The sequence below is a fragment of the Finegoldia magna genome (assembly GCF_003182075.1).
Lineage (GTDB): Bacteria > Bacillota > Clostridia > Tissierellales > Peptoniphilaceae > Finegoldia > Finegoldia magna.
The window spans coordinates 21553-36912 of record NZ_QGTH01000005.1; the positions used below are offsets into that span (position 1 = coordinate 21553).

16 protein-coding genes are annotated in these 15360 nt (G+C 30.2%); 14 read left to right on the forward strand and 2 right to left on the reverse strand.

The window, feature by feature from the left end:
- Positions 1-23 precede the first annotated feature (23 nt).
- On the forward strand, positions 24-758 hold the full coding sequence (gene yaaA / locus DES33_RS02890; RefSeq protein WP_110058024.1) for a peroxide stress protein YaaA: 735 nt from the start codon (positions 24-26) through the stop codon (positions 756-758).
- A 39-nt stretch (positions 759-797) separates the two neighbouring features.
- On the opposite strand, the gene DES33_RS02895 is transcribed toward yaaA, so the two are convergent.
- Entirely contained in the window at positions 798-1643 is an 846-nt protein-coding gene (locus DES33_RS02895) for an AraC family transcriptional regulator (protein ID WP_094207332.1), read from the reverse strand.
- Positions 1636-2058: a Fur family transcriptional regulator gene (locus DES33_RS02900; protein ID WP_094207331.1), complete on the reverse strand. Its 423-nt coding sequence runs from the start codon at positions 2056-2058 to the stop codon at positions 1636-1638. The genes DES33_RS02895 and DES33_RS02900 overlap by 8 nt, the downstream gene beginning before the upstream one ends.
- Positions 2059-2180: 122 nt before the next feature.
- Here DES33_RS02900 and uraA point away from each other — a divergent pair, with 122 nt between their 5' ends.
- From uraA to DES33_RS02965, 13 genes are all read left to right on the forward strand, one after another.
- A complete protein-coding gene (gene uraA / locus DES33_RS02905) occupies positions 2181-3437 on the forward strand; it encodes a uracil permease (protein ID WP_110058025.1) in 1257 nt (418 codons plus the stop codon).
- A 95-nt stretch (positions 3438-3532) separates the two neighbouring features.
- Complete coding sequence (locus tag DES33_RS02910; protein ID WP_241684750.1) at positions 3533-4210, forward strand: response regulator transcription factor; 678 nt, start codon at positions 3533-3535, stop codon at positions 4208-4210.
- Position 4211: 1 nt separating this feature from the next.
- Positions 4212-5099 (forward strand): sensor histidine kinase, encoded by an 888-nt coding sequence (locus DES33_RS02915; RefSeq protein WP_227930637.1) that lies wholly within the window; start codon positions 4212-4214, stop codon positions 5097-5099.
- Between the two features lie 92 nt (positions 5100-5191).
- Complete coding sequence (locus DES33_RS02920) at positions 5192-5956, forward strand: ABC transporter ATP-binding protein (RefSeq protein ID WP_110058028.1); 765 nt, start codon at positions 5192-5194, stop codon at positions 5954-5956.
- Positions 5946-7901 carry an FtsX-like permease family protein gene (locus DES33_RS02925; protein ID WP_110058029.1) on the forward strand — a complete coding sequence of 652 codons (1956 nt, stop codon included), beginning with the start codon at positions 5946-5948 and terminating at the stop codon, positions 7899-7901. Before DES33_RS02920 ends, DES33_RS02925 begins: the two co-directional genes overlap by 11 nt.
- Positions 7902-7991: 90 nt before the next feature.
- Positions 7992-9017, forward strand: a complete 1026-nt coding sequence (locus DES33_RS02930; RefSeq protein ID WP_110058030.1) for a molybdopterin-binding protein — start codon at positions 7992-7994, stop codon at positions 9015-9017.
- A complete protein-coding gene (locus DES33_RS02935; RefSeq protein WP_110058031.1) occupies positions 9014-9649 on the forward strand; it encodes a phosphatase PAP2 family protein in 636 nt (211 codons plus the stop codon). The genes DES33_RS02930 and DES33_RS02935 overlap by 4 nt, the downstream gene beginning before the upstream one ends.
- 100 nt (positions 9650-9749) lie before the next feature.
- Entirely contained in the window at positions 9750-10379 is a 630-nt protein-coding gene (locus DES33_RS02940) for a phosphatase PAP2 family protein (RefSeq protein ID WP_110058032.1), read from the forward strand.
- Between the two features lie 10 nt (positions 10380-10389).
- A complete protein-coding gene (locus DES33_RS02945; protein ID WP_110058033.1) occupies positions 10390-10836 on the forward strand; it encodes a GatB/YqeY domain-containing protein in 447 nt (148 codons plus the stop codon).
- Positions 10836-12233 carry a beta-Ala-His dipeptidase gene (gene pepD / locus DES33_RS02950; RefSeq protein ID WP_110058034.1) on the forward strand — a complete coding sequence of 466 codons (1398 nt, stop codon included), beginning with the start codon at positions 10836-10838 and terminating at the stop codon, positions 12231-12233. Before DES33_RS02945 ends, pepD begins: the two co-directional genes overlap by 1 nt.
- A 47-nt stretch (positions 12234-12280) precedes the next feature.
- Positions 12281-13417: an efflux RND transporter periplasmic adaptor subunit gene (locus tag DES33_RS02955; RefSeq protein ID WP_110058035.1), complete on the forward strand. Its 1137-nt coding sequence runs from the start codon at positions 12281-12283 to the stop codon at positions 13415-13417.
- A gap of 2 nt (positions 13418-13419) precedes the next feature.
- Complete coding sequence (locus DES33_RS02960; protein ID WP_094207321.1) at positions 13420-14103, forward strand: ABC transporter ATP-binding protein; 684 nt, start codon at positions 13420-13422, stop codon at positions 14101-14103.
- On the forward strand, positions 14093-15298 hold the full coding sequence (locus tag DES33_RS02965; protein ID WP_110058036.1) for an ABC transporter permease: 1206 nt from the start codon (positions 14093-14095) through the stop codon (positions 15296-15298). Before DES33_RS02960 ends, DES33_RS02965 begins: the two co-directional genes overlap by 11 nt.
- Positions 15299-15360: the final 62 nt, after the last annotated feature.

Genomic DNA, 15360 nt, shown 5'->3' on the forward strand with positions numbered 1-15360 from the left:
ATGAAAAATATGTAGAGGACAGTATGAAGATTATAATTTCACCCGCAAAAACATTTAAAATTAGAAAAATTAAAAACAAAAATTGTGATTGTCTATATGAAAGCAAGAAAAATGAGCTAGTTTCGATTATAAAAGAAAAATCCATCGAAGAACTCAAAAAATTGTGGAAATGTTCCGACAAAATAGCAGAGGAAAGTTACAACCTTTATCAATATTTCGATGAGGCACCAAAAGGTTGTGCGATATTAAGCTTTGACGGAATACAATATCAATACATGGATGTCAACTCATTGGATGAAAATCAATTAGGATATCTGGAAGAACATCTCAGAATATTATCGGGACTTTACGGAATACTAAGACCATTAGATGAAATATCAAAATATAGATTGGATTTTGAAGACAAATTAATTAATCTGTATGAATTTTGGGAAGATGAAATAAGAAATCACTTTAAAGGTGAGGAAATAATCGATTTGGCATCAAAAGAGTATGGACAGAATATTTACAAATACTTAGATAAAACACCTGTTAAGATTGATTTTAAAGAAGAAGTATTTGTAGAAGGAGATATTAAATTAAAGACAAAAGCAACTCCATCTAAAATTCTTAGAGGTAGAATGGTAAATTATATGGCAAGAAATAATGTTGAAGATATTGAACAATTGAAGAAGTTCTCTTGTGATGGATATAATTTTTCTGAAGATTACAGTGATACAAATAAACTTGTTTTTGTGAAATCAAAAGTGTTTGATTAATTAAAAAAGACTTTGTTTGTAACATGTGTTAAACAAAGTCTATTTTTTGATTTTTTTGATTTTTGTTTTGTATTTGTTTCTATAATCGTTAGGTGTAACTTTCACCACTCTACGAAATGCCTGATCGAAATAAGATTGGGAATTGAATCCACAGAGTTTTGCTATATCGTTGATTGGCTTGTTTGATGTTTTTAATAACAACATTGCAGATTCCATTCTTCTGTTTAGCAAAAATTGCATTGGAGTTTTACCGTAATGATTTTTGAATTCGTGTATTAAATGTGACTTAGAGACCATAAATTTTTCTGAAATAGAATCTAGTGTGATTTCTTGATTGAAATTTTCATAAATATAATCTTCGACATGTTTAGTAAATGAATCTTGTGCAGGATCATCCATTGTGAATTTTAAATCGCCACGTCTTTGAATTTCTGTAATCAAAATACTAATCAAACAAGAGCACACTCTTTGATATCTAAATCTCTTGTACTTGGCTTCTTCCAATATTTTGTTGATATAGTACAAAATTACCATATCACGGTCGTTGATGTGATTGTGTTTGATACTAAGAACTGCTTTATCTTTTTGTTCTGTATCGAAAGATACTTCAGAAATAGCTAGTGTATAGAACTCAAAACTTTCTGATTTAGAAATTTCTGTAATTCTGGAACCTTGATTTACTATTAATACATCAAAAGGAAGAATTTCTATCTTTTTGTCATTTACAATAAAAGTTCCATTTCCTTTAAGGCAATAGTACATTTGATAAAAAGGAAGTATTCCTCTTTTCACTTCTTCATTCATTTTAAGTTCTGTTTTAGAAATAAATAATAACTTGATGTACAAATCATCTCTAGGCTCAATCTTGTAAAATTCACTATTCATTTTCTTTTTCCAAGCAATCCTTGCATATTCCGTTAATCAAAATATTTGTAGAATTGATTTTGAATCCTTTCAAATCGGAACTTTCAACTGTGTTTTCCGTATTAAAATTGTAAATCTTGCCACATTTATCACATTTAAAATGTCCATGAGTTTCAGTCGTTATGTCGTATCTTAGCTCTGAGTTATCGATGTTAAGTTCAGATACAATACCAGCTTTCACGAAAACTTTTACTGTATTATAGATAGTTGTTCTAGATAATGTAGTCAATTTAGGAGCTAAATTTCTGTAAATATCATCTACAGTTGGATGAATATGATGATTTTCCAAATAATCTAAAATTACAATTCTTTGATATGTAGGTTTAATACCATTGTCTAGTAATTTTGTTCTTAAATAATTTCCGTTGTTTTCCATAATAATTTCCTTTCAAATAACGCTTTTTATTATATCAGCTAGAAGATATACAAGTCAAACCACTTGAAATATATTTGACTTCAATGTAGAATATATAGGATAAAAAATCAAAGGAGTGTTTTATGAAAAGAATTATTGGAGTAGACGAAAAAGTATCTCCAAAGATGCTAATACCTCTAAGTATTCAACATACTTTCGCTATGTTTGGAGCGAGTGTATTGGTGCCTATAGTTTTGGGGATTAATCCTAGTATTGTTTTATTGATGAATGGTATAGGTACACTGTTATTTATTTTGATAACAAAAAGAAAAGCACCGGCGTATTTGGGGAGTAGTTTTGCCTTCTTAGGACCTGCAACCATAATAATTGGACAATCGGGATTTCGTTATGCACAGGGAGCTTTCGTTGCAATAGGACTTATTGGATGTATTTTAGCATACATAATTTATAAATTTGGAACGGATTGGATTGATGTTGTTTTGCCACCTGCTGCTATGGGAAGTGTTGTAAGTTTGATAGGATTTGAACTCGCACAAGCAACTGTTTCTGGTGGTAAGATCGGTGCAAATATTATGACGGATACAAGAACTACAAACGATGTTATAGTTTTCTTGGTCACATTGTCAGTAGCAATCTTAGGTTCTGTTTTATTCAAAAAATTCTTAGCTACAATACCAATTTTAATTGCAATTATAACAGGATATATTGTAAGTGTTGCTTTAAAGATGGTCGATTTTACACCAGTTATGCAAGCATCATTATTTACATTACCTAAATTTCAACTTCCAATATTTGACCTAAAATCTATAATCACAATGTTGCCTGTAATTTTGGTAATAACAAGTGAACACATTTCACACCAAGTAGTTACAAGTAATATCATAGGAAGAGATCTATTAAAAGAACCCGGCCTTCATAGATCGATTTTTGCAGACAACTTTTCAACTGCATTATCTGGATTTATAGGCGGAGTTCCTACAACAACTTACGGTGAAAATATTGGCGTAATGGCGATTACAAAAGTTTATTCGGTATATGTAATTGCAGGAGCAGCTTGTATATCAATTTTAATGGCATTCATTGGACCATTATCAGCATTAATATCATCGATACCAGGAAATGTAATAGGTGGAGTAACATTCTTGCTTTACGGTATGATTGGAACAAGTGGTATCAGATTATTAGTAGACCAAAAAGTAGATTACTCACAATCCAAAAACTTAATATTAACTTCTGTAATATTTGTAACTGGACTTTCAGGATTGAAAATAAACTTCTTGGGAGTATCATTATCAGGAATGGTTCTAGCATCAGTTGTTGCAGTAGTATTGAGCTTACTATTCTATGTATTTGATAGATTGGGAATAATGAACGATTAGTAAGTATAATTAGTGGACTTTTATTAGTTCACTAATTTTTTTATTGAAAAATAGCTTTCGTATCATTTTTTCGCAAGTTTATGTATAATTTTAGTATGAAGGTTTTAATTATAGAAGACGATAAAATAATTTTAAATTCACTTAAAAAATATTTAGAAAATTGGGAATACGAAGTGTTCACAAATTCTGGAATAGATATTATGGAGGATGTCAAGAATATAAAGCCAGATATAATATTGATGGATATTATACTTCCTAGTTTTAACGGATATTTTTGGTGCGAAAAAATACGAAAAACAACTGATATTCCAATAATTTTCATATCTTCAAAATCAGAGGATTTGGATATAATAATGGGAATGCAGATGGGAGCTGACGATTATATTACAAAGCCATTTAATTTTGATGTACTTATGGTAAAAATCAACGCCGTAATGAAAAGATATTACGGAAACAACATCATCAAAAGCGTTTTGGAGTTTAATGATGTCATGCTTTTCGTGAATGAATTCAGATTAGAATTCAATGACAATGAAATTAATCTCACAAAAACAGAAATGCTAATTTTAAAATCGCTATTTGAAGCTAAAGGTGAAATAGTCACTAGGGAAAAATTGATGGATAAATGCTGGCAAAATGATTTTTTCATAGATGATAATACTTTAGCTGTGAATATCAATAGAATAAGAAAAAAATTAAACAAACTTGGCTTGGACGATTTCTTGTTGACTAAGAAATATTCAGGATACTATTTAAATGATGGAAGAAATTAAAATGGATAAATTAATATGTTTTTTGAAGAAAAATCTCAATTCTATTTTGTTTTTTGTGTCAATAAATGCTATTTATTTTATGGTTATTTATTTGAACAATGTAGACCTAAAAGTGTTTTTACAAGGTTTTGAAATCTGTTTGATAGTATTTCTAATTTATTTGATGATTAAATACTTAGATTTTCAAAAGGAATTGTCAAAAGATGAGAAAATAGAAGATTTGGAAATGCAAATTGAAAATATTAGAAATCAGTATATTTCTTGGCAAAAAGATATCCAAGAATATTTTTCTATGTGGGTACATCAGATTAAAACACCGATAACTTGCTTGGAAATTCTGACAGATGATAATAAAGAAATGAAGATGCAACTAAAATCAATCGACAATTACACGAATATGGCTATCAATTATTTGAAGTTAAATTTGCACGAAAAAGACATGGATATAAGCGTTGTCGATGTGGATAATTTACTGAATATTTTAGTCAAAAAATACTCACTTTTGTTCATAAACTCACATATTAGCTTGGATTTTAGAAAACACGACATAAAATGCATTACAGATAGCAAATGGTTAAGTGTTTTATTGGAACAAATCCTCTCTAATGCGATTAAATATTCTGAAAATTCACAGATTATCTTAGATTCATTCAAAAAAGATAATGCTGTCGTGATTTTAATAGAAGACAAGGGAATAGGGATTCCAAAGGAAGATATCAATAGAATTTTTGATAAAGGATATTCGGGATTTAATGGAAGATTAAAACAAAAATCAAGTGGCTTGGGATTGTATTTGGCGAAATCTATCGCAGATAAACTAGATATTAGATTGAAAGTCGACTCTGTTGTAGGTCAAGGCAGTAAATTTTATATTATTGTGAATAACTAATCTTACAATTTTGTAAGATTGAGTGATTTTTGTTAGTTTAGATAAATGCTACTTTTTCTAAATTCTTTTAACATATAGTTATGGAGGGTGTTATGAATATTTTAGAATTAAACAACGTAAGAAAAGTATACAAAACGAAAAATGTTGAAACAGTAGCATTAAAAGATGTGAATTTTTCTGTAGAAAAGAATGAATTTATAGCGATAATGGGAGAATCAGGCTCAGGTAAAACAACTTTACTTAATGTAATATCGACATTAGATAAGCAAACTAATGGAAAGGTTGTGTTAAATGGCAAAGATATATCCACTTTAAAAGAATCGGAAGTTGCAAAGTTCAGAAGAGAAAAGCTGGGATTTGTATTTCAAGATTTTAATTTATTGGATATTTTCTCAAACAAAGACAATATATTTTTGCCGATGGTGCTTTCAGATTATAAGCCAAAAGAAATGGAGCAAAGATTGTCTGAAATTCAAGGTTTGTTAGGAATTGAATCTTTTGTGGGCAAATATCCTTATGAAGTTAGTGGTGGACAAAAACAAAGAATTGCTATTGCAAGAGCTTTGATTACAAAACCAGATTTGATATTGGCAGATGAGCCTACAGGGGCATTGGATTCAAAATCATCTGAAATGATACTTGATTTATTTACAAAAATCAATAAATTAGGACAAACTATACTTATGGTTACTCATTCTGTGAAGGCAGCCTCGTTTTCAGATAGGGTAATATTCATAAAAGATGGTGTCGTGTTCCATGAAATATACAAGGGGAATAGCAACAACAATGAATTTATGGAGAGAATAAATGAATCCTTGACAGTTATTAACAATAGAGGTGTAGATAATGAATTCTAAATTATCTACAAAATTTGCTCTCAAAAACTTAAAAGCAAACAAAATCGTAAATATTCCATATATCTTGTCAACAAGTATTATGGTGGCGATTTTATTTATTATGATATCTCTATTAGATAATAAATACGTTATGCAAAAAGACCAATTTGGGACGATAATAGTTTTCGGATCAATTATTATTGCGATATTTACATTCGCGATAATTATGTATGCGAATAGGTTTTTGGTAAAAAGAAGATTCAAAGAATTTGGATTGTATCGTGTTTTCGGATTGGAGAACAGGCATATCAATAGAATTTTGCTAAAAGAAAAGTCGATATTTTTTGTGATTATTTCAATCCTAACAATTGTTTTTGGGATTACATTGGGAAAAGTATTGTTCTTAGCCGTTGGAAAATTGATGCAAGAAAATTTCAGCATAATGCAGTTTGGAATTTCAACCAAAGCAGTTATATTATCACTGCTATTTAATCTTGTAATTAGTGTGTTAACATTTATCTTCGATATATTAAATATAAAATCAGCTACAACCAGGGATTTATTTGCAAAGGGACAAAAATCGGAATCTGAACCAAAAGTCAAAGTAGTATTTTTCATTCTAGCAATAATTCTAACAGCAATTGGTTATTACATCGCGTTGACAATTGAAGGAAGCTTTGAAAGCTTGTTGATGTTTTTCGTGGCAAGTTTACTTGTATTGTTTGGAACGTACTGTGGCTTTGTTGCAATAACAATTTTTGTACTAAAATTGATGAAGAAAAACAAGAATTTCTTCTATAAATCGAAAAATTTTATTACAGTTTCTGGAATGCTTTACAGAATGAAATCAAATGCAGTCGGATTAGCTAGTATTGCAATTTTGTGCACAGGAGTTGTAGTATCATTGTCTACTACAATGGCGATCTACAACAGTGCAGAAAAAGTTGTCGATTCAACTGTGAACAGAGATTATAAATTGACAGGAACGATTACACCAGATAAGGATTTTTCTAAAGATATCGAAAAAGAAAAAACTAGATTGAAAAATTTAGTAACAGAAAAAACAAATACTAAAAATGATTATTATCAAGTTAGTACGATGATGTTTGCAAACCTTGATGGCAACAAATTTTCTAAAGTGGGAATGAATAATACCAAAACTGTCTATATTATGATTCAAACTTTGGATTCATTCAATGATAAATTTAACAAGAAATACACTCTAAACAACGGAGAAATTTTATTAAATTCAAATTACATGAAATATATAACATCAGATAACATAACATTGGGAAGTGCTGATTATAAATTCAAAAAAATAGATGAGCTTGAAGGAAGAAATATCGCAGTGGATATGTTCTACGTCGTAGTGAAAACTGATGAGGATTTGGTAAGATTTTGCAATGATTTCAAAATGCCAATGGAAAATGATACAGGATACAAACCTCTAGAAGTAAATGTAACTTACTTTTTGGATTCAGACAAAAAACTAGATGGAAAAGAATTTATCTCTAAAGACAGTTCTCTTCAATTTGTATCTAGACAAGAAACAAAAACTGGAGTGTACAGTATGTTTGGGGCGTTTTTGTACATTGGTTTTATAATCAGCTTTATCTTATTAGTAGGAACTTCGATCATTGCATATTACAAACATTTGTCAGAAGGAATTGAAGATAGAAAAAACATTCAAACGATGAAGAAAGTCGGACTGTCAAACAAAATGATTAAAAAGACATCATCGCAACAAATATATTGGATGTTCTTCTTACCGCTTTTTGTGGCAGTGATTCATTCTGCAGTTGCATCAAAAATGTTGTATCAATTGTGCGGAATTTTTGGAATAAGAAATATATCTGAATTTGCTATTCCGTTTGCGATATCAGTAGCTATAATAATTGTAGTGTATTTCGTAATATTTAAAATAACAAGTAACGTCTACTATAATTTGGTAAGTGAAGAAGAATAAACTGGGGGAAACTCCAGTTTTTTCGTTGTGTGTTTTAAAAAATAATGGTTTCGTGATAAAATAGGAATATCAATTAAGAGGGGTTTTAAAATGAAAGTAGTTAGAACTGAAGATGCGGTAGGTCGCATTTTACCGCACGATATGACTAGAATTGTAAAGGACGTGGTTAAGGAAAGAGCTTTTAAAAAAGGTCACGTTATTACAGAAGAAGATATTCCTGTTCTTCTAAGTATGGGCAAGGAACATATATACGTTATGGAATTAGAAGATGATGATTTGCACGAAAATGATTGTGCAATTATTTTAAAAGACATCTGCATCAACGAACACATGCACTCATCTGATATAAAAGAAGGCAAGATAGAAATAATTTCCGATGTGGATGGATTTTTGAAAGTCGACAGAGATACATTATTTAGGTTGAATTCAATTGATGACATATCCATTGCAACTGTTCTTGGCAATCAACCTGTCAAAAAAGGACAAAAAATTGCTGGAATGAGAATTATCCCGCTTTTCACAAAAGAAAAAGTAATGGATGAAGCGAAGAAAATAATGAATGGTGTTCCTATTTTAGAAATCATTCCATTTGATATGACGAAAAAATGTTCCATCATTACAACGGGATTTGAAGTGTACAAAGGTCTTATCAAAGATCAATTTGGGCCTGTGTTAAAAGAAAAAATGAGAAATTACAATTGTGAAGTAATAAATCATGTAATTGTCGATGATAATAGCGAAAATATTACACGAGAAATCAATAAGGCACTAGAAAACAAATCAGATATTATTTTGGTTTCTGGTGGAATGAGCGTCGATCCAGATGATATGACACCAAAAGCTATAAAAGATTCCAAGGCAGAAGTGATAACTTACGGTTCACCTGTACTTCCAGGGGCGATGTTTATGCTAGCTTACAAAAACAATACTGTAATTATGGGACTTCCAGGTTGTGTAATGTTCAACAAATCTACAGTTTTTGATATAATCTTGCCTTATATTTTTGCAAATATTAAAGTTACAAAAGATATGATAAATAGTTTGGGTTATGGTGGATTTTGTATGCAATGTGCTGAGTGTCACTTCCCAAATTGTGAGTTTGGTAAAGGATTATGATTGGAAAAGTAATAAACGAGAAAAAAATATATTTATCAGCAGCAATAATTGTAGCTTCGTTGATTTTTGGGATTTTCATTAGAAAACAATCGGGTCTTTCATTTGAACCTAAAATAATGAATTTTGCACAAAATCTTACAGATAATTTTACTTTTTATATTTTCAAATCATTCACAATACTTGGAAATTTCAGCACGTATTTTTTGATATTAGCTCTTAGTTTATATTATTCAAAACGTATTGGCAAGAATTCATTTTTCTCAATAACATTAATTTCTTGTTTAATTGGTCTTATAGTTATGAATGTGTACAAATATAGTTTTGTGAGAGTAAGACCGTTAGAGTTTTTTAAAATAGAACAAGGTGGTTACAGCTATGTTAGCGGTCATAGTTTGGTAAGTACAAGCTTTTATTTTACTTTGAGTTATTTGTTATGCAGTTTGAAAAATTACAAATTCATTTATTTAAGAATAATTCCATTTGTAATTGCTTTTAGTAGGTTGGTTGTGGGAGTGCATTGGCCAACTGATGTGTTTTTTGGAATGTTAGTGGGATATGTGTGTTATCTAGCTACGATTTTTGTGGCAGAAAAATATATAATAAAATCAAATAAAAATCTTGATGAACTATAAATTTATTTTTATGGTTCATTTTTTATTGGAAGTTTCCTACTATACATTTGAACTTGGTTGGTATAAAATTTAATATGAAGTATTAAAGGAAGGATTAAAAATGAATAAATACGATTGGTTTGTAATAATAAGTAGCATTGTTTTGTTATCGATTACTTTTTTTCTTGGATTTGTTGTATTAAAAGACAATGAAACAAATTTGGATAGAAGATTAAAGGAACATTTTACTAAAATGGGACATAATTCCCTTATTGCGATTATGGCAAAAATTACGAAGTTTGGAAATGTAGAAACACTTATGATTATAAGTATTCCAATAGTTTTTTTCACTGTAAGTCAGCATAACTATGTATCAGCATCAGCTATAATTATGAGCGTTATGCTAAGTGTTATAGCGGTTCACACTTTAAAATTTATATTTAGAAGAAAAAGACCAAAAGTTACAACCGGTATCAATTATATGGGATATTCTTTTCCAAGTGGACATTCATGTGTTAGTATGAGCTTTTATTTGACGATTGCTTATGTGCTAAGTTATGGATATAAATTTTTCTTCGTGACGATGTTGATTGCCATTGTGTTTGCGTTTATGATTGCCATTTCCAGGATTATTTTGGGGGTACATTGGTTTACAGATGTCGTAATAGGTAGTTTTATAGGGCTAATATGTGCATATTGGTCTATATATATGTTCAGAATGAATTATTATTTTACATTTATTTTTGGTTAGGAGTGAAATTATGAGTACAATTGAAAAATTAAGAAAAGACAAAATGTTAGCTATGAAGAACAAGGATAAAGTTAAATCGGGAGTTATTTCTTTGATTATGAGCAACATTTTATTGGAACAAAAAGAAAAGAAAAGAGATTTAACAGACGAAGAACAATTAGCCTTTGTTAAAAAAGAATTGAAGCAAACAATGGATACATTGGAACAAACTCCACAAGATAGAGTTGAAGCGATTGAAGAAACAAAACAAAAAATAGAAATTATTAAATCATATCTTCCAGAACAGTTATCTGAAGACAAATTAAAAGAAATCATAGAAAAATTCATGGAAGAAAACTCACTTAAAAAATCAAATAAGTCGAGAGGACAAATAATGAAATACGTCATGGGAGAATACGGAAAATTCACTGACGGTAAGACTGTTAATAAAGTAGTTGAAGAGATTATAGGTGCGTAGTGGATAAGAATACTGTATTAAATTATTTTAAAGATTTCTCTAAAATAAATAGATGCTCAAAGCATGAAGAAAAAATCTCGGATTATTTGGAAAACTTTGCTAATAATAACAATTTAGAGTGCAAAAGGGATAAGTTCAACAATATCTACATTAAAAGAGAATCAGACAAAAGTTTTGAAGACAAACCAGGAATAATTCTACAAGCACACATGGATATGGTTTGTGTTTCTGATGAAGATTATGATTTTAACGATGGAATAAAAATCATGGAAAAAGATGGTTTCATGTTTGCTGACAAGACAAGTCTTGGGGCAGACAATGGAATTGGACTTGCCATAGCCATGGCTACTTTGACATCCAATTACAAACTTCCTCAAATAGAGGCTGTGGTGACTACAAGTGAAGAAGTCGATATGAGTGGTGCGATGAATTTCGATTTTGATTTGTCTGGAAAATATTTCATTAACATAGATTCAGAAGATGAAAATGAATTGATAGTAGGTAGCAGTGGTGGGGAAAATGTCAATGTTGAAATAAACAAAAATTACGGTTCGGAAGGCTTGTCCAATTTTTACAAAATTTCTGTAAAAGGACTTAAAGGCGGACACTCTGGAATGGAAATTGATAAGAACCACAAAAATGCAATCAAGGTTGTGTTTAAATTCTTGAAATCATTAGATGATTATTATATCTGTGATTTCAAAGCTGGATCAAAGGACAACGCTATTCCTACAAATGCAGAAATAATCGTATCTACAGATGAATCCATTGACTCACTTAACAAAAAATCAGAAGAATTTATATCTAAGGTTGATTTGGAAGATTTTGATAAGGATTTGAGGCTTTTAATTGAAGATGTAAGTTCCCAAAAATGCTTAGATAAAAAGACAACAGAAAATTTATCTAATTTAATTGGAGAATTAAACTCTGGTGTGATTTCTTACATTGAAGGACTTGATGAAACAGTCGAAACATCTTGTAACTTGGCGATTGTAAATTCTTTGGACGATAAATTCGAAATCATATTATCTACGCGATCTTCAAATCATGACAAATTAGTAGCGCTACGAGAAGATATAGTTTCAAAAGCGAACAAACACAATGCAACTGCCTTCGATTACAATTATTATCCTACTTGGGAATTCAATGAAAAATCAGAGTTGATGGAAGTTGCAAAGAAAGCTTTCTCAAAAGTAAACTACAAAGAAGTAGATGTTAAAGTAATCCATGCTGGACTTGAATGTGGAGTGTTTGCAGAAAAATATAAAAAAATTGACTGCATTTCAATTGGACCTACAATGTACGATGTACACACAACAAAAGAAAGATTAGATATTGAATCTTTAGAGAGATTTATTAAATTCTACAATGAAATTTTGAATATGTTGACTAATTAGTTATGCTGTATTATAATAGTATTACAGAGATACAATTAGGAGGTCGTATGAAAAATAATAAAAAGTTTGCAATTATTTTAGCCATAATTGCTTTAGCCTGTGTTGGAGGATTGGTCTTTAAATTAGTTAAAGCTAATAAGAAAAACGAAACCAAGTATAGCTTGTATACGGTATCTGCAGGAAGTGATTTGGTGTTCAGTGCAATATCAAAAACTGGCGATGCACAACAAGTTTACAACAATCAAGCTTATGGTGAGGTTGAAAAAGTTCATGTAAAAACTGGTCAATCTGTTAAAAAAGGAGATTCACTGATTACTTTTGTGAACAAGGAAGTTGAAAAACAAATTGATCAGATGCAATTGCAATTAGAACAAGCAAAAAGTCAAGCAAATTATGCACTGGAAGATAGAAATAGCGCATACAAATCCTACAATAAATTAGTAGAAAAATACAACGAAACTTTTTCTCCAGAATTGGAAATGCAAATTGATCAAATGGAGCCGACACTTAACCAATCAAATAGAGCTTACAAACAAGCACTTGACCAAGTAGAGTTGCAGAAGAAACAACTTAATGATTTAAAAGAAAGTTCCAGAAAAACAATTAATGCAACTATATCTGGAGTTTGTAAAGTTAATGAAAAAAACATCGATAATCCAATGAGTCAAGGAGCATTGGTTGAAGTTACTAGCGATGAAAATATTATTGAAGGAAATATTTCTGAATACGACTACAATAAATTAAAAGAAAATGATGAGGTTGAAGTAATTCCTATTAACGGGGACGAAAAAACAAAAGGAACTGTAGTAGAGATTTCTAATATTCCAGAAAGTCAAGCTGGATCATTTGAAGCTAATCAAATGCAAAACATGACAGAACAATCTGGAAGTAATTCTTCAAATTTTGTATTTAAAATAAAAACACAAAAACCTATACACATTGGATTCAACGTTCAAGTAAGAAAAAAATCAGATAAGATTGAACTTGCAAAAGACATGGTAAAAGAAGAAGATTCTAAATACTATGTGTTTGAATACAAGGATTCAAAAGCTGTGAAAAAAGAAGTTCAACTAGAAAAAAATACTAATTCTTATACTGTGATTTCTGGATTGAAATCTGGTGACAAAATTATTTCTAAAGTAAAAGATTTGAAAGATAATCAAGAAATAAAGGTTGAAGATTAGTTATGATAGATTTAATTAAAATCAATAAGTTTTACAATTCAGGTGAAAACAAACTTCACGTTCTAAAAAATGTTAGCTTGAACATTAATAGTGGTGATTTTGTCGCAATAATGGGTGAGTCAGGTTCTGGAAAGTCTACGTTGATAAATATCCTTGGTTTTTTGGATAAAAAATTTACAGGAATATATAAGTTTGAAAATGTTGAGGTAGGCAAATTTACAGATAATAAATTGTCCGATCTTCGCAATAAATCCGTGGGATTTATCTTCCAACAATTTCAACTTATCCAAAATTACACCATAGCTGAAAATGTAGAACTACCTTTATTGTATCAAGGTAAATCCTATAAATACGCAAGAGAAAAAGCATTGGAGGCTTTGGATTTGGTAGGAATTAAAAATCAAGCAGACAAAAGACCGAAACAGCTTTCAGGTGGACAACAACAAAGAGCAGCTATAGCACGTGCCATTGTTCACAATCCGAAATTTATTATAGCAGATGAGCCAACAGGTGCGCTTGATTCAGAAACCAGCAAGGAAATAATGGCGCTTTTTAATGAATTGAATCAAAAACTCAAAATCACGATAATAATGGTTACTCACGATAAAAATATTACACATAATTGCAACCGAAAATATTTTATGTTAGATGGTGTTTTAAAAGAGAGGGATAGTTATGAAGTTTAATATTTTATTAAATACTGCCTTCAAAGATATCATCAAAAATAAAAAGCGATCTTTACTTACTATGCTTGGAATTATTATAGGGATTGCAGCAGTAATAACTATTATCGCAATTGGTAGAGGTTTCCAAGATTACGTTGTTGATAGTTTAATGGGTGGAGAAGGCAAGGAACTTAGCGTTGCGTTTTTCTTCCAGCCTGAAAATCCAACAAATTCAGTGGGAAGCAATACATCCGTCTTCACAGAGAAAAATATTCGAGATATTTCACAGATTACAGATGTCTTAAAAGTTGAATCTGATCCAGAAAAATTTCAAAATGATATGGTAAATGTTTCTATGCAAAAAAATAACGGTAAAATTGAAAGTGCATTTGCCAAACCTGTCGAAGAAACTGAAAGTAAAATAGTAAAGGGAAGAGCTATTACTAAACTAGACGGAGATACAAACCAGAAAGTCGCCGTTATAACTCAAAAATTAGCTGATGAAATATTCGAAGATGAAGATCCGCTCGACAAAACAGTTCTTGTGAAAAATGATTATTATGTTATCGTTGGAATAAAAGAAAATAATGCTGCAACAAATTTGTTTAGTTTTGGAAATGATGTAGATATACCAAAAGGGACATTGGAATCTCGTAAACCTAAAAATAATAATTCAATATCTATGATTAATGTTATTCTGAAAAATGGTACAAAAGTTCAAGACAAAGCAAAAGAAATCCAAGAATATCTTGAAAAAAATGGTCCAATGAAAGCCGCAGGATCATATAACTTCGTTGATATTGCACAACAAATTGAAGGTATTAGTAATGTGTTAGGTTCGGTCACTATTTTTATATCTTTAATAGCTGCTATTTCTCTTCTTATTGCAGGAATTGGGATGATGAATATGATGTACATTTCAGTAGCTGAAAGAATCAAAGAAATAGGAATTAGAAGAGCAATTGGAGCAAAGAAAAAAGAAATTTTGTATCAATTTATGTTAGAAGGGATTATTGTAACTGTTATTGGTGGAATAATTGGATACATTATTGGAATGATAGCTGCATTTATTGCATCCAAATTCTTGCCATTTCCAATCAAACTAGAACTGATGCCGGTTTTGATATCTTTAGGAATATCTTTGGGCATAGGAATTGTGTTCACTTATTCTCCGGCAAATACAGCGGCAAACAAAAATGTAATAGATATTATTTAAGATTAGAAAATGAGTTTATTAATCAATAAGCTCATTTTTTATTTGATTTTTAGCATAAAATC

Bases quoted from the DNA above. Each gene is read 5' to 3' on its own strand.
- DES33_RS02935 (WP_110058031.1), top strand. From the start codon at position 9,014: ATGATTGGAAAAGTAATAAACGAGAAAAAAATATATTTATCAGCAGCA.
- DES33_RS02930 (WP_110058030.1), top strand. From the start codon at position 7,992: ATGAAAGTAGTTAGAACTGAAGATGCGGTAGGTCGCATTTTACCGCAC.
- DES33_RS02965 (WP_110058036.1), top strand. From the start codon at position 14,093: ATGAAGTTTAATATTTTATTAAATACTGCCTTCAAAGATATCATCAAA.
- DES33_RS02900 (WP_094207331.1), bottom strand. From the start codon at position 2,058: ATGGAAAACAACGGAAATTATTTAAGAACAAAATTACTAGACAATGGT.
- DES33_RS02960 (WP_094207321.1), top strand. From the start codon at position 13,420: ATGATAGATTTAATTAAAATCAATAAGTTTTACAATTCAGGTGAAAAC.
- yaaA (WP_110058024.1), top strand. From the start codon at position 24: ATGAAGATTATAATTTCACCCGCAAAAACATTTAAAATTAGAAAAATT.
- DES33_RS02915 (WP_227930637.1), top strand. From the start codon at position 4,212: ATGGATAAATTAATATGTTTTTTGAAGAAAAATCTCAATTCTATTTTG.
- uraA (WP_110058025.1), top strand. From the start codon at position 2,181: ATGAAAAGAATTATTGGAGTAGACGAAAAAGTATCTCCAAAGATGCTA.
- DES33_RS02955 (WP_110058035.1), top strand. From the start codon at position 12,281: ATGAAAAATAATAAAAAGTTTGCAATTATTTTAGCCATAATTGCTTTA.
- DES33_RS02945 (WP_110058033.1), top strand. From the start codon at position 10,390: ATGAGTACAATTGAAAAATTAAGAAAAGACAAAATGTTAGCTATGAAG.
- DES33_RS02940 (WP_110058032.1), top strand. From the start codon at position 9,750: ATGAATAAATACGATTGGTTTGTAATAATAAGTAGCATTGTTTTGTTA.
- DES33_RS02910 (WP_241684750.1), top strand. From the start codon at position 3,533: ATGAAGGTTTTAATTATAGAAGACGATAAAATAATTTTAAATTCACTT.
- DES33_RS02925 (WP_110058029.1), top strand. From the start codon at position 5,946: ATGAATTCTAAATTATCTACAAAATTTGCTCTCAAAAACTTAAAAGCA.
- DES33_RS02895 (WP_094207332.1), bottom strand. From the start codon at position 1,643: ATGAATAGTGAATTTTACAAGATTGAGCCTAGAGATGATTTGTACATC.
- DES33_RS02920 (WP_110058028.1), top strand. From the start codon at position 5,192: ATGAATATTTTAGAATTAAACAACGTAAGAAAAGTATACAAAACGAAA.